This is a genomic window from Bacillus cereus group sp. Sample62 (genome assembly GCF_036851315.1).
GTDB classification, from domain to species: Bacteria; Bacillota; Bacilli; order Bacillales; family Bacillaceae_G; genus Bacillus_A; species Bacillus_A wiedmannii.
On record NZ_JAFLPK010000001.1, the window covers coordinates 2,581,481 to 2,601,519 of the forward strand.

The window sequence follows — 20,039 nt, forward strand, 5'->3', positions numbered from 1 at the left end:
ATTCACATAAAAAACTAAAAGCTACGAATACAAAGTTAATAGTTTGTCTATAGGTAAATTATTAGGATCGCTTAAATCAACAAAATATTGAAGTTGCCACATTTGGCTCTTTTTAGCTTGGTTGCTAACAGGAGTATCCCAAAGCGGATAAATCCTCATAGCCATCTTTCCTTTTTGACTTTGCGTTTTCAATATTTTTTCTTCAAGTAGAGTTTCTTTAGAGAAAATAAATTGTCCTAATTTATTTTCATCTATACAAGTGATAACTAATAAGTCGGGAGCAGCGTCATAAGAAAATGCTTGATTTTGCATATTGTCATCTTTCTCCCAAAAAGAAACAAATTGACCAATTTTATTAGGCGTAATTTTTGATACTCTAAAACGGATTGTCTTGTTATTTAAGTGAAATAAACATCCTACATATTCTGCATTTTGCTTTTCTTCTTTTAAATTCGTAATCATTAAATTGTTAGGTTTGTAAACTAAATTGTTTAAATTTCGGATTGTATCATTTAAATTGTTCAAGAAAATTCCCCCTTTATTCACCACTTAGTTTATCACAAACATCAGTTCTTATATGCTGTAGATAACATGTGACGTGAAAAAGAGGGATATTTTACTGAGGTATTATTGCTTTAATGTACTTAGTTTTTCAATTGCTTGTTGTTCAGTTGCTAAGTAAAAAATGTCTTTACCTTTATTACATTCATAAATAAAATCCTTTAAGCTTTTACTCGTATACATAGAGAAATCTCCAATGATAGCAATCTTTACCTTGTAGTTTATAAACTTTTGAAGAATATCACCTGCAAGCCGTGTTTTTAAGTCAAAGAAGCTTTCGCTTATACATGATTTGTCGATAATAATATGTTTCGCATCTACTTCATATTGAACTGTTGCCATAAAATCCAATGCCGTTTGAACATCGGATATTAGTACTTTATCATTTTTTATGACCGCAATATTTATTCCATCGATAACTAATTTCTTTATTTCCATAGTCCCACCCCTTTATTACTTACACAGTGTGAGTAAATTTGTATTGCAGCTCTTCATATTAATCGTAGTTCAAATTAGATACAGCGAACAAAGTAGCCTCTTGTTATTTTAAATATAAATTATTTAATAGTCCTAATACGGTCAATGAAATTATTAAATATCGAGATTGGTTTTACTTGTTAAAAAAATATTGTGGTGTAACATAACTTAACAAACTATCCAAAGTATGAATCTCGGCATACGGTTGTATTTCTGTTGTGTTCTTGATTTTCTGAGGGTTAAACCACACACCTTTTATATTTGCATTTTGAGGACCAGCAATATCCTTTTCTAAGTCATCCCCAACAAATAAGGTATTTTCCGGCTGTGCATTTAGCTTATTTAATGCTAGTTCGAATATACGTTTATCAGGTTTACTAAGTCCTACTTCTTCAGAAATAATGATTGTATCAAAGTAATTGTTTAAATTCGTATTAATTATTTTAGCCTTTTGCCTCTGCGTTAAGCCATTTGTAATAATTCCAACTTTAAAGTGCCTCTTTATATGGTTTAAGAAATGAATAGTATTTCGGTCTATTGAAAAACATTTAGGGAAATTTTCATTCCAAAAATCTTGGATATAATTGTGTGGGAATCTATATTTCGGCGCGAATTCATTAAATAATGATTCTAAAACTATCGTTTTATCACTAATGCCATATTCTCTTTTATCATATTCTTTGAATTTCTGTAACATATTGTTTTTGACTGTATCACTAACACCCTCATAACACTTTTCTAAAACTAATAAAAACAATTTATCTACTGCCTTATCCCTATCAAGTAACGTATCATCTAAATCAAACAGCATCGCTTTATAACCCATCAAATAATTTCACAACCTTTCTCACGTGATTTAAATAATCCCTTTTTCGCACCTTAGGCCTTTACTAAATTAGCAAAAAAACTAAAAAGTTTGTGGTGTACGCTCTAGAATTTCGCTGGCTTCTTTTATATTTAAATTCATCTCCCTTTCCCCTTCTAGTAAAGTATCGAAAGTATATTTTCAAACAGTTAAAAAAACTACATACAATTTACATTATTATACATTATTTTTTGTGAATATTAATCGTTCAGCTTTTTATATAATAAGTTTTTTCAAGCACACAAATATTCCTCCATAAAAAGGAATATGGGTAATAATACTTTTTTATGGAGAATACACAATCTTGAAAATGGAGTTAAACGTCCTATGAAGTTTCCTACTATATCTCCACATAAACTACAGATAGTACGGCTATAATGACTACCAGAGGTGATATTATGAAAAACTATCATATCCTCGTGGTTGAGGACGATCAAGAAATTCAGGAATTAATTAAACAATTTTTAATGACACAACAGTATACAGTGGTAGTTGCTTCAGATGGACTAGAGGGTATGACACAATTTAATAAGCAATCCTTTGATTTAGTTCTTCTAGATGTAATGATGCCCAATCTTAATGGATTTGAAGTTGCTAAAATGATTCGAAGTCAGTCAAACATACCAATTATTATGCTAACTGCGTTAGAAGAAGAGGAAGATCAAATGAAAGGATTCGATCTTGGGATTGATGATTATATTACAAAACCCTTTTCGTTTCATGTTTTGATTAGACGAGTCGAAGCTGTACTTAGAAGAAGTTATGATAAAAATGTAAATAATCATTTGGTATTTAAAGAAGTGCGCATTGATGTTGATGCATATAGAGTATATGTAAATGATGTTGAAATTTTGTTAACGACAAAAGAGTTCGAAATTCTACAACTACTATTTCAAAATGAGAGAAAAGTACTTACAAGAGAAAATATCGTAGAAAAAGTTTGGGGATACGATTATTTTGGAGAAACACGAATAATAGATACACATATTAAAAACCTACGAAAAAAACTAGCTATCCCCTATATTAAAACAATAAAGGGTATTGGTTATAAAATTGATGAATAGAATTGTAAAAATCATGAAGATGAAGCAAATTACTTATAAACTCTTTATGAGTACATCTCTCATTTTGTTATCCTTTGCAGTATTGATTTATTTAACTTTATATTTCTTTCTCCCTACGTTTTATGAGCAATACAAAACGGATCAACTTCAAACAGGGATAAAAGAAATAATTGATAAGTCCAAAGATCTTACGTTTCAAGATGCGATACCACTTTTTGATGAATACGCAAAAAAAAATAACGCGATGCTTTCGCTTCAAAATAAAGAAGGAATAATTATTTACTCGCCTTCATTTTCTTTTATTCAAAGTGGTACACAAACAACAGTAGTTACTAAAGCAGCACGATTTGAGAATGCAGGTACCATTAGCAATTCATATAATGTTACGGAACCAATTCAATTCCAAGATGGTAGTTTAACGCTTGTAGTGTTCGCAACATTTCAACCGATTGATGAAGCTTCGCAAGTATTAGTGCGCTTTCTCCCCTATATTAGTATCATTGTGATCGTAATTGGTATAGGGAGTGCTTATTTCTATTCCAGGTTTATTACAAAGCCACTTATTTATATTAATGAGGGTGCACAAAAGATGGCAAATTTAGATTTCTCCGAAAAAATTGAGGTTCGCTCTACAGATGAGTTAGGAGAATTATCTAATAGTTTGAATGACATGTCTATTAACTTACAACAAGCTATGTTTGATTTAAAAAAAGCAAATGAACAATTAAAAAATGATATTGAAAAAGAAAGAGAAATAGAAACAAAACGCAGAGAGTTTTTTGCGATTGTAGCACATGAATTAAAGTCCCCTCTTACTGTAATGAAAGGATACTTAGAAGGGATGATATACAATATTGGCCCTTATCAAAATCGTGATCAATATTTAAAGAAAAATCATCAAATTATTGAAAGTATGGAACAATTAGTTCGTGAAATTTTAAGTATGTCAAAGTTAGAACAACACACTTTTAAACTAAGAATAGAAGAAGTTAATTTTTCAAAGTTAATAGGTACAATCACAAAAGATCTCGAATTTTTCGCTTCTCAAAAAAGCATCCAAATAATAAAAGAAATTGACTCTGACCTTTCTGTTTATACAGATCATTTACTTTTTGAAAAAGCATGTAAAAATATTATCCATAATGCAGTAATGTATTCACCACATAATGAAAAAGTCTATATAAAGTTAAGTAAGGATTCTAAACAAGATCAAATTAAAATGCAAATTACAAATACAGGTATCAATATTAAAGATGAAGATATACAACAAATTTTCAAACCATTTTATCGAATTGAAAAATCAAGGAATCGAAATACTGGCGGAAGTGGTTTGGGGCTATATATTGTTAAACAAATTCTTGAAACGCTAAATATAAAGTATTCTATAAAAAATATGGAACATAGTGTGCAATTTAGCATGAGTATTCCATTATCTAAACACAAAAACAAACAAACTCTCCTTTAAATAGGACGAGTTTGTTTGTTTTTGTATTAAGTATAAACTTATTAACAGGCTTTTCATTTAATGATATATGCTACTTCTTAAATTGCGATTGTCATAAGTAGTGACAAACTGTATCCAACTTAAATATTCACCTTCTACTATAACAGCAAAAAAAAGAAATTCCGCTTAGCAGCAAATTAGATTCTCTTATTTGAGATGCATTTCATCTATGCAACTGAAAAAGAGGATGAAAAATGCATATTTGCCTCCATTTTTCAGATTAATTTGGAATTTTTTTATGATAAGCTATATGTAAAGATTAAACATAAAACATAAAGGATGATTGATTCGTATGCAAATAAGACCAAAGGTAAGTGAATATAACTCCTATTATGCAACGTATACCAAATTGGTATCAGATGGAAATATCATACATATTCTAGAACAACAAATGAAGGACACAAATCTTTTATTAAAGAGAATTTCTGATAGTGAGGGACTTTTCCGGTATGCTCCTACTAAATGGAGTATAAAAGAAGTAATCGGTCATATAGCAGATACAGAACGTATTATGGCGTATCGATTGCTATCTATCGCTCGAGGCGAGACAGCAGAACTTCCAGGCTATAATGATGATATGTATGTTCTTAGAGCTGCTTTTGATAAGCAATCTATGCAAGATCTTCTTGAGAATTTAATAGTTGTTCGCCAATCTACCGTGTATTTACTTAGAAGCTTAGATAAAGAAGCTTGGTCACAAAGAGGAAATGCGAATAATTCTGAAGTTACAGTTCGTGCATTAGCATACATCATTGCTGGTCATGAGCTTCATCATCTTCAAATAATAAAAGAACGTTATCTTGGTTCTGATGTATATCCAGCAAGTTAATATTTAAAGAAAAAGAATCCTATTTATGTAGGGCTCTTTTTCAGTATTTATCAAGGATTGGTGCTTAGAGTCATGACCAATTAAACGTCTTTATTTATAAAATTCACTACATAAGATGTAACCTATCCCCTTTTATTCTGTACATAATTTTCTTCAGGCTGATATACTATAAACAATATAGTCCTGGAAAGGTGATGATGTTATGTATGAACAACAAAATAATAGGGATAGAGATCAAAAAATGATGTTTTCTATGCAAGGAGTTCCCACAAATAAAGTTAACATGAATCAATTACCTAAATGGATTAGAATCTTCGGCTATTGTGCATTTGGCTGGATGATAGTATTTAGTTTAATTATGATAGTAGGTTTAATTCTTCAATAACTATGCAGATAAACAATTAAACGGGACAGTATTTAGATTCTACATCTAATTAATGTCCCGATTTTTATATGTAATTCCTCAATAATATAGGTAACTGATCATAACAAAAAGAACCTGTAGAATATCCTACAAGTTCTTTTTCAAATATTGTCAAAAAGGAAACAACAAACTATCTTCACATTCAATACAGGGAGACCATTTTGATTATGGCTTGATTTTATTATATATCAAATATAAACTTTCGAAATGGATGGTTTTTGAAAATTATGTGAATTAAAAAACTAAGATTTTTGTATTAGATTTCATTTACGACCAACTTCTTCTTACTTAAATACACTGCACGATCGGATTTTTTAGCAACTTCCTGTGAATGCGTTACAACAATAATACATTTATTCTCTTTATGTGCAAGTTCTTGAAAAAGTTCTATAATATCCATTGCCGTTTCTTCGTCGAGGTTTCCTGTCGGTTCATCTGCAATAAGTAAATCAACATTACAAGATAACGCTCGAGCAATTGCTACACGTTGTTGTTGCCCACCACTTAGTTGCAAGACGTTTCGTTTCGCTTCTACTTCTGTGAGTCCTACTTTTTCTAATAATTCTAATGCCCTTACCGTCTTATTTTTCACTTTGACACCTGTAATTTCCATCGCTGTTAGGACATTTTGAAGAGCTGTCATATAAGTAATCAAATTATAAGATTGGAAAATTACAGATACGTTTTGATTACGGTATCGATCTAAACCAATTTTCCGAATATCTTTACCATTATACAGTACATAACCATTTTTAGGGACATCCAGTCCACAACCTAAGCTTAGAGTTGTAGTTTTACCAGATCCAGATGGTCCTAAAATCGTGTAGAAATGCCCTTTTTGAAAAGAAAAATTGACATTGTCTAGTATTGCTACATTTTTCCCATTACTTTCATAATAATAATCCAAATTTTTAAATTGTAAAATCGTTTCCATATTATTCCTCCCTATTCATCTTTTAAAAGAATTTGTTTTGGATTTAAACGTAGAATTGATAATGCTGGAAGAAGTGTTGCTATTATAGCAATAGCTAGTCCAATCCCCCCCATTTTTCCTACATCTTCTCCTGTTACACTTACATCAATTTTATCAATTGGATCTTCTTTTTGATTTTGTAGCGTACTACTACCAGATCCAGACATCATTACAGTACTATTTCGCGTAGTGTCCGTTTCTTCGTTTGCTGTAGCAATTTCACTCGAAAGTAAATTATCCCCGATATATTGAGAAACCTTAGCTCCTGTTGTTATGGATAATCCAAATGCTAAAATAGCGACACATACTACTTCTACTACGAACTGTGCCATCAGTTTCCACTTTTTCTCTCCAATAGATAACAGAATCCCCATTTCCTTACGACGTCCTTTAATTGATAGCATAATGATTAACCCTAATATAATCGCACCTGCAACTGATACAATATAAATAATCATTTGAGAAGTTGAAGAGATATTTTCGATAGGACCAATCATTTGCTTGTACAATGAATCATGCGCATCTAATTTATAATAATTAAAATCAATATTAGATTTTTTTGCTTCTTTTTTAAATGCATCAATATATTGTGGATCATTCAAGAAATACACGACTTGAACACTACTTATACCTTGGTCTACTTCTAATTTTTTCATAGTTGAATGCGGCATATATAGTTTATTAGCTGGATCCATAATAGGAAGAGCCTGTTGACCCATTGCTTGCTCATTTGTTTCGTAAATACCGATAATTTCAATCTCAAGGGTTTCCTTCTTATCCCCTGATTGCACTTTGACTTTGTCTCCTACTTTCAAATTATTTAATTCCGCTAATCGTTTTTCCATTAAAGCTACACTCTGATCCTTCATTTGCTCTGTAATTGGTTTTCCATCAATGATTTTACTTTTTCCGTTTTTAAAGCTTTCTTGTAATGCAGTCTTGCGGACCCCCTCAATCATAAAAGAAGCATTCATATCTATTTCTGTACCAGAGCTTGAACCGCCTCGCACAGCCGCCATTCCCGCTTTACCTTTTCCTTCTTCTTCTCCTTCTGAAGCTCCTACTAGTTTAAGTCCATCAGAAATTCCAAAAGTGCTGCCTATGTAATTATAGTCTTTTACATATTTTGACTCCGCTAATTGATCCGCTTCTTTTGTGTTAAGCTTCGGTGGATTAGGCATCTCTCCAGTTTCCTGAGCTTGTTGACCTAATTTGTCAAAATCAAGACTTAAAGTAACATCTGCACCTAGTTTTTTTCTTGCTGCATCCGCAGCTTTTTTTGATGCATTTTGGATTGTGAACCCTGAAAGAACCAAATTTGTAACAATCAGAAATACTGCCATCAAAATTAATGATGTTCCTATCCTTTTTTTCATACTGAGAATTGCACGTTTCATAAAATTCATTTTCTCTTACCTCCTTGATAACTTGTATTCTATATATGTTATCTAGAGTCTATATGGAGCTAATCGGTAGTTTATCTAGAGATATAAGGAGTTTATGTGTAGTTATTCATTGGCCGGGTCAAGAAAACCGAAAAAACAATCCAAAAGCGAATTGGTTTTGAATATTGGTAAGAAGTTTGTCCATTTAAGGGGATTATAGGAAATGAGAGAGGTTAGGCTTAATTTCATGTATGTAACATAAATATAGAGAACCTATTTAAATATCTAAATAGGGATAATGGTTACTCTTATATGGGGTAGTGCCACATGCCTATCAACCTAATATTTTGCACTATCCATAAAACAAAAAAGACGTTATCCTTTCTGTAGAATTATAGGAAAGGATAACGTCTTTTTTATACTTCTATACTCAAAATTCCTTTGAATTGTTTTTGGATGGTAAAACATGTTTCTCTACTCTTTCATATAGAGTAAGCAATTGCTTGATAAAAGAAAATTTAGATACTAACCAATAAGAAAACAATGCTGAAACACATCCTATTAAAGCCCCTATTGCAACATCAAAAGGATAATGAACTCCTACCCAAATACGAGAAATCGCTACACAAAATGCAAGTATAAGCCATAACCATCCAGTTTTTTTACGAACAAACCAAAACGAAAAACAAATTGAAAAAAAGAGAATCGTATGGTCACTAGGAAATGAATTATCTACAGCATGATCGACAAGTTTATTAACATTAGGCAATACTGCAAACGGTTGATAATTTAGATGGAATTTCCCTGCTACTTTTCCAATCACCCCAGCAATTACAAAAGCAACCATCGCTTGAATAACTATCATTCTACTTTTTCTAGACCCAGTAAACCAATAAGCTAAAATAATTAAAGCAAAAATATATACCATATATTCTGCCAAAAATACCATGGTTGAGTTTAGGAATGAATATTGTTTACCTAAATCATTAATTGCTCGAAAAATATCAATATTGAATTGAGAAAAAGACATTTCAAGTCCCTCCTTTTTAGTAAGGTGTTTTACTGATTGCCATATACCTTCATTACATGAATCGTTTTGGTTATTGTACTCTTCTAAAAATATCAACCCCTCATAACAACGCTTTCTTTTTCACTTTAATAAAAAAAGAAAAAGGAAAACATCGAACTTTCTTACAAACATTCATGCATTCTTACAGTTTTGTCATTTTCTCGTCACTTTGTATATAGGTTCATCGTCTTGTCTTTTGCTATTTTTAAAAACTCTTATATCCACAATTATGGAAACTCTAATTACACATAAAAAAAGAGAAGAACTTTTGTAAGTTCTTCTCTTTTTGTTTATTAAATTGTAATATAATTACAGTGCGTGAAATTATATTATTTTAACTTTAAAAGCGAAGTGAAAACAACCCTCACTTCGCTTTTGGTATTTATTTAATCGGTTTCTCTGTTTTTAAAACGAATGAACTTAACGCAGGAACTTTAATTTTATTATCATGGACAACATAAAGTGTTTTACTACCTGCCTGCTTCCCGTCTACTAGTACCTTCCAAGGACCTTTCGATGGAAGCGTTATGTCAACGGATTCCCTATTTGCATTATGAGCCACCATAAAATATTCGTTTTTATTTCCATTTCCCTTTCCATCTATTGAATAAGCCACAACATTTTTTGGAACATCAATAAATGATACTTGATTATTAATTTGTTCTGCAGATGTCATTCTAAAGGCTGGGTACTTTTTGCGTAATTCTATTAAGCCCTTCATATATTCTACCTCATTATTAAATGCTGCACGGCGTAACCAGTCCATTTGGTTAATTGAATCAGGAGATTTGTAACTGTTATGATCACCATATTTCGTGCGCATAAACTCTTGTCCTGCATGTAAGAATGGAATACCTTGCGATGTTAATAAAATTGAAGAAGACAATTTGTGCATTTGTTTTCGCACTTCTTCACTGTCACTCGGATTAGTCAACTCAAGTTTGTCCCATAATGTATGATTATCATGTGCTTCCACATAAGTTAGCACTTGCTCCGGATCTTGATAAGTAGACGAATTTATATCGTAGTCAATGCCTGCTGTAATCCCTTTTTTAATACGGTCTTCCATGTTTTCCTTCCCATTTACAAAGCCATTTTCTTTCTCCTCAAATACACTACCTTTCAATCCATCTCGTATATTATCGTTAAAATGAGCAATCCCTTTCATTTTCTCTGCATTTTTTTGATTTGCTTTCAATTCAGCAGCAAGAGGTGTATTTAAATCCCAACCTTCTCCATGCAGTATAATAGAAGGATCAATTTGATTAACAGCTTTACGTATTTCATTCATCGTTTCATAATCATGGATACCCATTAAATCAAAACGGAATCCGTCTAAATTATATTCTTTTGCCCAATATGTGACCGAATCCACCATAAATTTTCTCATCATTTTTCGTTCTGAAGCTGTATCATTGCCTACTCCGGTTCCATTTGCAAATGTTCCGTCTTCATTGTAACGATAATAATAACCTGGAACTAACTTATGAAAATTAGATTCAGCAGCATTATACATATGGTTATATACTACATCCATCACAACACGAAGATTATTATCATGCAGTGTTTGAATCATTTGCTTTAATTCAGTTATTCGTACAGTAGGCTCATATGGATTTGTAGAATAGGATCCCTCTGGAACGTTGAAGTTTTTCGGGTCATATCCCCAGTTATATTGTGGTTCGTTTAAATTCTCTTCATTTACTGATGCATAATCAAATATCGGTAAAAGCTGAACGTGCGTAACACCAAGATCTTTTATATGATCAAGTCCTGTTTTCACACCTTCAGGCCCTTTTGTTCCTTTTTCTGTTACCCCTAAATATTTCCCCTTCTGCTTAATGCCACTTTCGGGCTGAATAGAAAGATCACGTACATGCAATTCATAAATAATTGCGTCTTCCGGATTTTTAAATTTTGGACTTTTGTTTGCTTTCCATTTTTTCGGATTTGTTTCTACTAAATCAACAACTGCACCTTTATCTCCATTTACAGAAGCAGCACGTGCATACGGATCAACTGCTTCAGTCCACTTATCACCAATTTTCACCTTATACGTATAATAGAGACCTTTTTGGTTCCCTTTTAGTTCTGCTTTCCAAGTGCCCTTTTCCCCTTGTTGCATGTTTATTTCAGTGCCTATTTTATCGTTCCATTTTTTATATGTAACTAACTTCGCTTCACTCGCGGTAGGAGCCCATACACGGAACTTCGTATGTTGTGGCGTATATATATTACCTAAATCGTTACCACCATAATAAAATGAATGATCAAATTCCTCACTACGAATGACTTTACCGATTTCCGTATACGTATCAGCTACGTTTTCGATTTTAACTTTGTATGATTGTTTTAAATCAATTTTCTGCTCCGTAATTATTTTCACCTTATTAGTAATATTTCCACTGTTTATATCATAAGGACTAATATTCTTAATTTTAATGCCTTCAATTTCAATTTTCCGTTCCTTAATATGAAACGGGACATTAGTCGTTACAGTAATTTCATTGAAACTATCAATAGTTGCTTGTTGAATTGATAGATCCGAAGAAGGCTTAGAGTTATATACTTTTTCATCACCAGAAAGAATCCATACTTCAGCACGACCGTCCTTTATATTTTCAATCCAACGATCGCCACCATCTTTTTCCCACTCATTTGTACGAATGATAAATCCTACACGATTATAGTCATCATCTATATTAATCTTAGCGTACTTTCCAAATTCATCTTCACCAGTAAATTCATATGATTTACCATTCGCATTTTCTCCCCATAACCAAAGGTTCCAATCCTTTGTATTTCCAGACCGTTCTTTGTAATGAATGATAACTTCAGTTGTTTTCGAATTTGAAACTGCCTTTACACTTTGAAAAGAAAAAACAGAGGATAACATAACGATTATAGTAAGTAATAGAACTGATTTGTTAATTAATCTTTTTATCATTTGCACCACATACACCCTTTCTTTAAATAGTACGTACAATTTATTATGCTCGTACTAAATTACACTATTTAAATTAATCTAGAAATCTCTTTTACTTCACCCCCATATTGGCAATTTTCACATATGGATTTCAATGATCTTCTTATTACGAAAACGTTTGCATTAATGTTCAAAAAAATAGATTTGTTTATGTCTGCGTATATGTATAAATACTAAAAGATCAAAGAAATCATTTTAAAGCAATCGTTTGTTATCGCTTTCATTTTATAGTACTTTCTATTAAGAGGTCAATATATTATTAATTTTCTGTTTTTATATACTTTAAACCTTTTATATGTGTCGTAACTTCATAAAGATAGACAACCTAATTATTGTTTAGTAAGTGTATTTTCAATCATACATTGCTGTATAAAAAACAGCTACTATCTTTAAAATGACAGTAGCTGTTTTTCATAATGTAATAATATATGAATGAAAACTATATTTCTAACTTACTTAATTTTTGCTGCATCAAATGCCTTTTGAACTGCTTGAACCTCAGCAGTATTTGCTCCATATGTATTCGTTGCCACTCGAATACATGCTGATTTCAATTCTTTGAAATTAGAAGTCATGTTTAACTCATCTGTATTTGCATAATAGAAGATATCAAACATTTTATCTTCACCAATCCCTTTAACAGTTACACCGTTATGAGTTCCACCTTTTGCAATGAGATACGCAACTTTATTAATAATACTTGAATTAAAATGAACGCCACCTTGATCCCATCCATTAAAATCGTTAAATTCACTGTAATCATCTGGATAAGGTACACCAAGTGAAGATGGAACAGAAGCTGGGTTTTCCATATCACGGAAAACAGATCCAGTTTGTTCTCCCATCGTCCAGTTAAAGCTTCCATTATTTACGTATTTCTCAATAGATGTTCCCATAATATCAGATAGCGACTCATTAATAGCACCAGATTCACCGTAATATTCAAGATTAGATTCGCTAGAAGTAACTGCATGTGTAAATTCATGGCCAGCTACGTCGTATGCTTTGACAATAGGATCTCCGTATACAAGCATACTTCCATTATTCGCACTTAATGCATTCTGCCAATTTTTCGGATCATTCGTATCTCCAGAATCCCAAGCATGTACAACTGAAACTACCTTTTGTCCCTTATTATCAAAACTATTACGCTTGTATTTATCTTTATAAAAATCAAATACTTTTGTTGCTAAGTAATGAGCACTTACTGCTTTTGGATCGTTAAATGTTGTCGAAGTACTAGTTGCTAATGTACCAGGATAATAGCTTTCTTCTTTAGTAATGTCTCTATAATTCACATCATATGTTTCAATTCCTTGCCCTCTTGTATAATCAGCAAGAGCGTATTTGCCATTACTTTGTTGAGAGATTCCAAATGTACGTGATATACCTAAATCATCTTTTCCTGTTCCAGTTAATGATGTAAGATTGCTTTTTTTACTTTTCTTTAATGCTCCAACTAGTTTTTCACTTGCTTTTAAGTTAGATTCTTGTACCATATTTTTTAACATATCACCATTTTGTGCATTTACTAAATAAGTTCCGGAAACATATTTTGGTGTTGCAGCTTCAAATGTAACTTGATATGCATTGCTAGCTTGTCCATTATTTTCATCAACAAAAATAACTTCTTTAACTTCTGGTTCAGAAATAAAATTGATATCGTTCCCGTACTTCGTATAAATATATTGTGTTGCTTCATCTTTTGAAAGATTAATAGGTTTTTTCAATTCTTCTTGTTTTAAATTTTGCGCGCTATCGCCTGAAACACTTTTAATAACACCGTTATTATCTACGTGTGCAGTTAATTGATGGCCATATACTTCTTTTCCTTCGTAAGTTTGCTGTATACGTACAAGTGTAGTCCCATCATATGAACCACGTTTTTGAAGAACTTTATAATCTACTCCTGTTTCTCCATTTACTTGCTTTGGAGAAAGAGCTTGTTCTGTTTTCTCCTTAAGAGCATCTTTTACTACATTCTCTGGTGCCTTTTGTGACGGTTGTGTAAGTTCACCTGAACGGAACGATTCCTCCTGAATTTGAACTTGTAGTTGATCTGTTTCCTCAGCATGACCTACTCCGTATGGTGCTACAGCTGTTAAAGCTAAGCCTGTTGTTAATGCTACCTTAGTTAATGTCTTTTTGTTTTTCATTTTTTCACCTCTTATAATTTTTGAAATAGAAAGCTTGTACAAAGTATACTGTCTATTTCTGTCGAAAAAAAGAGAAAATACAAAATTTATGTAACATTATGCAAAATTACATATATATGGTCGATGATATAAATAAAGAACGACACATATATGTATATTAATTTCAATAAAAAAGAGCTCTTTTAGGCGATCATCCAATTGGTTAGTTGTTAATTACCTATATTCATTCTAATCAAAGTACTCTTACATCTAAATAACAACATAAAAACCCACTCTTTTCTATTTTAAGAGTAGGTTTAATGCTATTAAAATAACAATTATTATAGGACATCTTATAATTTATATTACTTATTTAAACTTATATTTCGGACATGAAGTTGTTTTATAATAAAGATGGACCAAATGAATACTAATGACCTTGATAAACAAGAAAAAGAAAGTGCGTGTTTTGTTTTATGATGTATATAGTATATAAATACTTTAGTGTGGCAGCGCATCTACAATTTAGCTTTTTTAATATAATGTTATTATGTATGTCTATAGCTGCATGGATTGTAACATTATGAGATAGCTGAAGTCTCATATGAGTTTCAGGCTTTTTTATTTTGTCAAAAATATCTTTAATTTGCCTCCCATTTAAATATAGTAAAGGACACATCTATTGCATGTTATTAGCTCAAGGTATGTTCTTTTAAAGCATATTATAAATATGCTTTAAAAGAAATAAAACCATAATTATTCAAATAAAAAACCCCCAGATTTGTTTAATGATCCGGGGGGTTTTTTATCGTTGATTCTTTATATTTCCATACCGATCACAGACTTTTTAGGATAATGGTATGTCCAAGTTTAATAGTTTTTTGCACGAGAGCCATCTATTTTATATTTATTTAATTATCCTACTAAGTTTTTTGTAAAATTCACCTTTTCTTTTTACATGATTAAACTGATTTGGATTAATATTAGCTTTTTGTGAGAGTGCTACAATCTCTTCTTTTGTAATTGAATCTTTAGTATTTATAGATGCTATATTTGTATATTTTCCATCTTCTGTTTTTGGAATTTCTAAAATCCCTTTATTTACAAGATCAACTACAGCCTTATGCTCTGAAGAATGTGTATCTACACCAGTAATTTTCCAATTATGCATAACTTTTGGCGTATATACACCGTACTTTACCTCTTTTAAATATGTAGTAGCAAGGTTACGAATGGTTCCACCTGTTTCTCCGAATGCATTCTCTTGTTTAGATGACCAAGTTTGTTCAAATTTCCGCCCCTCTAAAGCTCCCCCTTTTGCCTGAAGAGCCTCCATTCTATACGCATTCATTCCTAGCGTCATAACATCGCTCATTTTGATTGGTTTATTTGTGCGAATAGAGCGTAAATTTGTAATTCTACTACCATATGGCTTTGTTAAGTCAATTTCGTATTTTACGCCTCCAAAGAAATCGTTCGTACTGTATTTAGACGCGCGACGGTTTTTATCAAAGCTAACTGTTACATCTCCAGCACGAGATGAGTTAAAATATCCTGCTGCCCATTCCATATAATCTTTTAAATCTTTTCCGGTTATCTTATATACTGTAATTTCTCCCAAGGCATATTGATAATTATACGCAATATCTTTCTTCTTTATAGGACCTATATCCAAACGGGCATAGTCATTATCAATTTGATGGGCTACTACATCCGCTTTGCTGTAATGGAGCATGACTTCATGAAAGAAATCTGATAAAGGTGTCTCTTGAATCTGCACACTTGGAATACCCTTTATTTCATTTTCAGGAACAAGGTTTCTACCCTTTAATTGAGCGACAACAACATTTGCATCTCCTCTCGCATACTCGTGAAAAGGTGTCAGTGTGTCTTCAAGTGTAGGATCAGATACTATTGTTGTTCCATCAGTATTTTTTACAGGTATAGCTGTAGCAGTTTTATTTTTTAGAACCAGCTTTCCATCTTGCTTTGTAAAAGTAAGGTCAATACGTGAAATATGCGTTCCATATTTATCTGGTTCTGTAATAATTACGCCATTTACAACTTCTTTTTTTACAAGTTTATGCATATGAGCCGCAAAAATAGCACTTAGTTCCGGACAAGCATTCGCAATATCTTGAACACCAGTACCTGGGATTCCATTCTCATTTTCTAGTCCCATATGCATAACCCCTACCATTACATCTACTTTACCTTCTAATTCTTTAATTGCCTTTTTTGTCTCTTCTACTGGATTTTTCACTACTAAACCATCCAAATGATCTGTCCCTTTTTCAAAATCACTAATCATTGGTGTATTCATACCAATTATCCCGACTTTAATTCCACCTTTTTCAACAATCGTATATGCAGGAAGAAAACGCTCTCCATTTTCCTTATAAATATTTCCTGCTAACGTCTTTCCCTTATATTGCTCACTAACTTTTTTCAATGTATCTAATCCAAAGTTGAATTCATGATTTCCAAATGCCCAGGCGTCATATCCCATTGTATTCATCGCTACCATCATTGGCGATTGTGGCTTATCATTGAATAATTCTACTGAGTTTCCTTGAATTGTATCCCCGGCATCTACTAATATGGTATTTGGATTTTCTTGACGTACCTTCTTTATAACCGTATAAAGCTGTGTCAAACTTCCACTCATATTTGCTCCATCAAGTGCATAATCCCAAGGCATAAATCTACCATGAATATCTGCCGTACCTAACAATGTAATATTAACATCAGGTTCCTCAGCCTTAGAAATAGCTGGTTTGGCTGTTACTACTGTTACAAGAAGCATAAGAATAATAAAATAGCATACATAGTTCTTCCATTTCATTTTTTGCATAATAACAATATTTCTCCCCTTTTTGTACTGCTATAAAGTTGCTTGAACTTTAAAAATGTAACTTATTATTCGGAAAAATTCAACTACAAAAGATAATTTTGGAGGTGGTACTGCTGTGAAAATATAGAGAATAAAATGCATATACCCCCTAGCAGAATAGTATTTACTTCTTCCTCCAACGTGTGAAGAGCGCTAAACCAACGATAGATGTATATGTACTGTCAAAATTATGGACATATAACTCATTTCCGGAAATCATTATAACGTAAAGATATAGTGTGTAATGCTAATTACATTTTCGGATTTCATTGCCAATTTATTTCCTTCTAAATGAAAATGCTGAGATCACTTCCAAAAATAATAACCCCGTTCTTCATTTAAGACGGGGTTACACTTATACAGCAATTCGGATTCAGTTTTTTTCGAATGTTCATTTCTTATTCAAGAGTAAGATCTGCTAGTTTCGTATTTTCTTCTGCTTATTGGTTGCTTTCAACTAAATTCATCATAATTTTAATCAGGACTTGTATTTTATCACTCGAACCCTTGATGCTTTCCTAAATCGCTAAATAAATAGATAATAATTTTTACTTTTCAACTTCACAAAGCAATTTAACCTCTTTGATTTGTTCTATATGACGCTGTTCATGCAAATAGATTAATTCTATCCACTGATCAAGAAATAATTCTCCAAGAGCTGGATGCATCACTGATTTTTTTGCCAATTTAGATTCATCTTCTATTGTACTCAGAAAACGCATCAATTCTTTTCTAGAGTCGTTTAACAAATCAACCATTTGCAGCACTTCAAATGGTTCTATACTTGGTTCAATCATTTCTGGTGCTATAAATTTTATCGATCTATCTAATACAATAGTATGAATTTCTTTACGCTCATTTTGGAAACTATCCATCTTTTTTAATCCTGACGAAATAACCGTTATAACTCTCTCATCTAATAAAACTAAGTGATGACACACTTGTGCTATACTCCATTTATCCTTATCTGGTTTTCTATTAAATTGAGCATCACTTAACAAAGTAATTTCCTCAAATAATTGATTTCTCGTTTCATAAAACTTGTCCTTTACAAATGTATTCATGTGAATTCTCCTTTCATTAGAACCTATATACTTAGATTCCTGCGTTAGAAATATTCTCTATAGAAGAAAGATTTTCCTTCACTACTGTTTCTCTAATTCACGACTAAATATATAAGTTTTCTCAACATCCTTGAAGATTTCATTGAGGTTATCATGTGCTACAGCTATACCATATTACTTTCCCGCCGAACCCTTTCAATACAACTACATAAAACGTTCCTAATTATCAATCTAGTATTACATAAATGTAAAAAATGCCCCTATACATTCATTTTTCATGCGTATGTATGTACATTTGTTAATTTATTCGATATATTATGTGTATTGAATGATTATGAAAAGTTTATAGGTCGCTTAAAAACCTTATATTTTTATATCCGTGAAAACTACAAAGTGTATGAAATTCCATTTGTCAAATGAATTTAATGCGGAAGGAGGTTTGTGGTTACTTCATCGGGATATAATAATCAGTTTTAAACTGATAAAAATATAGGAGGCGACATAATGTTTCGTACGATTTCAAATTTCATGAGAGTAGCTGAGATAAGAAACAAAATTCTTTTTACACTAGCGATGCTAATTGTTTTTCGAATTGGCACGTTTATTCCAGTTCCTCATACTAACGCAGAGGTATTAAAAGTACAAGATCAAGCTAACGTTTTAGGTATGCTAAACGTATTTGGCGGAGGAGCACTGCAACACTTCTCAATCTTTGCTGTAGGTATTACACCTTATATTACAGCTTCCATCATAGTACAATTACTACAAATGGACGTTATACCTAAATTTTCGGAATGGGCAAAGCAAGGAGAAATGGGCCGTAAGAAATCAGCTCAATTCACTCGATACTTTACAATCGTTCTCGCATTCATACAAGCCATTGGGATGTCTTATGGTTTTAATAATATAGCAGGTGGACAATTAATAACAGATCAAAGCTGGACTACATACTTATTTATTGCGACAGTTTTAACTGCAGGTACTGCATTTTTACTTTGGTTAGGTGAACAAATTACCGCTAATGGCGTTGGTAATGGTATTTCGATGATTATCTTCGCAGGACTTGTAGCAGCGATTCCAAATGTTGCGAATCAAATTTATTTACAACAATTTCAAAATGCAGGCGATCAATTATTCATGCACATCATAAAAATAGTTTTAATTGGTCTCGTAATTTTAGCAATAGTTGTTGGCGTTATTTACATTCAACAAGCTGTGCGTAAAATACCGATTCAATATGCAAAAGCTGTTTCAGGAAACAATCAATATCAAGGAGCAAAAAACACTCATTTACCTCTTAAAGTAAATAGTGCTGGTGTAATTCCAGTTATCTTTGCTTCCGCATTTTTAATGACGCCGCGTACAATTGCGCAGCTCTTCCCTGATTCAAGCGTATCGCAATGGTTAGTTGCAAATCTTGATTTCGCACATCCACTTGGAATGACGCTTTATGTCGGTCTGATCGTTGCTTTCACGTACTTCTACGCATTTATTCAAGTAAACCCTGAACAAATGGCTGAGAATTTGAAAAAGCAAAATGGCTATGTGCCTGGTATTCGTCCTGGTAAATCAACAGAACAATATGTAACTAAAATTTTATACCGTTTAACATTTATCGGTGCAATTTTCTTAGGGGCAATTTCAATTTTACCGCTCGTATTCACGAAAATTGCTACATTACCACCTTCTGCACAAATCGGTGGTACAAGCTTACTTATCATCGTCGGTGTAGCACTTGAAACAATGAAGACGTTAGAAAGTCAGCTTGTGAAACGTCATTATAAAGGGTTTATAAAAAAAGTAAATTAAG

General features: G+C 32.2%; 15 protein-coding genes. 5 read left to right on the forward strand and 10 right to left on the reverse strand.

The annotated features are described in order from the left end of the window. Window positions 1-21: 21 nt before the first annotated feature. The 3 genes from J0835_RS13035 to J0835_RS13045 all read right to left on the reverse strand — a co-directional run bounded on the left by J0835_RS13035 (window position 22) and on the right by J0835_RS13045 (window position 1,864). Window positions 22-525, reverse strand: coding sequence for a MepB family protein (locus J0835_RS13035; RefSeq protein WP_140386773.1), 504 nt, complete (start codon window positions 523-525; stop codon window positions 22-24). 102 nt (window positions 526-627) lie between these two features. Next, the gene (locus tag J0835_RS13040; protein ID WP_087980596.1) at window positions 628-999 is read right to left on the reverse strand and encodes a DUF4180 domain-containing protein; all 372 of its coding nucleotides are present in this window, start codon (window positions 997-999) and stop codon (window positions 628-630) included. Between the two features lie 172 nt (window positions 1,000-1,171). Continuing rightward, window positions 1,172-1,864, reverse strand: coding sequence for an HAD-IA family hydrolase (locus tag J0835_RS13045; protein WP_140386796.1), 693 nt, complete (start codon window positions 1,862-1,864; stop codon window positions 1,172-1,174). Between the two features lie 437 nt (window positions 1,865-2,301). On the opposite strand from J0835_RS13045, the gene J0835_RS13050 reads away from it, so the two are divergent. From J0835_RS13050 to J0835_RS13065, 4 genes are all read left to right on the forward strand, one after another. Continuing rightward, the gene (locus tag J0835_RS13050; protein ID WP_060486774.1) at window positions 2,302-2,967 is read left to right on the forward strand and encodes a response regulator transcription factor; all 666 of its coding nucleotides are present in this window, start codon (window positions 2,302-2,304) and stop codon (window positions 2,965-2,967) included. Then, window positions 2,960-4,432, forward strand: coding sequence for a sensor histidine kinase (locus J0835_RS13055; protein WP_087980598.1), 1,473 nt, complete (start codon window positions 2,960-2,962; stop codon window positions 4,430-4,432). Before J0835_RS13050 ends, J0835_RS13055 begins: the two co-directional genes overlap by 8 nt. Window positions 4,433-4,763: 331 nt before the next feature. Beyond that, on the forward strand, window positions 4,764-5,300 hold the full coding sequence (locus J0835_RS13060) for a DinB family protein (RefSeq protein WP_087980599.1): 537 nt from the start codon (window positions 4,764-4,766) through the stop codon (window positions 5,298-5,300). A 202-nt stretch (window positions 5,301-5,502) separates the two neighbouring features. Beyond that, window positions 5,503-5,685 (forward strand): hypothetical protein, encoded by a 183-nt coding sequence (locus tag J0835_RS13065; RefSeq protein WP_002172101.1) that lies wholly within the window; start codon window positions 5,503-5,505, stop codon window positions 5,683-5,685. A 295-nt stretch (window positions 5,686-5,980) separates the two neighbouring features. Here the strand turns inward: J0835_RS13065 and J0835_RS13070 are convergent, their stop codons facing one another. The 7 genes from J0835_RS13070 to J0835_RS13100 all read right to left on the reverse strand — a co-directional run bounded on the left by J0835_RS13070 (window position 5,981) and on the right by J0835_RS13100 (window position 18,229). Continuing rightward, window positions 5,981-6,658 carry an ABC transporter ATP-binding protein gene (locus J0835_RS13070; RefSeq protein ID WP_087980600.1) on the reverse strand — a complete coding sequence of 226 codons (678 nt, stop codon included), beginning with the start codon at window positions 6,656-6,658 and terminating at the stop codon, window positions 5,981-5,983. Between the two features lie 11 nt (window positions 6,659-6,669). Then, window positions 6,670-8,103, reverse strand: a complete 1,434-nt coding sequence (locus J0835_RS13075; protein WP_087980601.1) for an ABC transporter permease — start codon at window positions 8,101-8,103, stop codon at window positions 6,670-6,672. Window positions 8,104-8,512: 409 nt separating this feature from the next. After that, on the reverse strand, window positions 8,513-9,112 hold the full coding sequence (locus J0835_RS13080) for an undecaprenyl-diphosphatase (RefSeq protein ID WP_087980602.1): 600 nt from the start codon (window positions 9,110-9,112) through the stop codon (window positions 8,513-8,515). A 421-nt stretch (window positions 9,113-9,533) separates the two neighbouring features. Beyond that, on the reverse strand, window positions 9,534-12,104 hold the full coding sequence (gene pulA / locus J0835_RS13085) for a type I pullulanase (protein WP_087980603.1): 2,571 nt from the start codon (window positions 12,102-12,104) through the stop codon (window positions 9,534-9,536). Between the two features lie 485 nt (window positions 12,105-12,589). Then, window positions 12,590-14,293, reverse strand: coding sequence for a M4 family metallopeptidase (locus J0835_RS13090; protein WP_087980604.1), 1,704 nt, complete (start codon window positions 14,291-14,293; stop codon window positions 12,590-12,592). A gap of 886 nt (window positions 14,294-15,179) precedes the next feature. Further along, window positions 15,180-17,126, reverse strand: coding sequence for a bifunctional metallophosphatase/5'-nucleotidase (locus tag J0835_RS13095; RefSeq protein WP_087980605.1), 1,947 nt, complete (start codon window positions 17,124-17,126; stop codon window positions 15,180-15,182). A 587-nt stretch (window positions 17,127-17,713) separates the two neighbouring features. After that, window positions 17,714-18,229, reverse strand: a complete 516-nt coding sequence (locus J0835_RS13100) for a DinB family protein (RefSeq protein WP_076538079.1) — start codon at window positions 18,227-18,229, stop codon at window positions 17,714-17,716. Window positions 18,230-18,733: 504 nt separating this feature from the next. On the opposite strand from J0835_RS13100, the gene secY reads away from it, so the two are divergent. After that, window positions 18,734-20,038, forward strand: a complete 1,305-nt coding sequence (gene secY, locus J0835_RS13105) for a preprotein translocase subunit SecY (protein WP_087980606.1) — start codon at window positions 18,734-18,736, stop codon at window positions 20,036-20,038. The last annotated feature ends 1 nt before the right edge of the window (window position 20,039 follow it).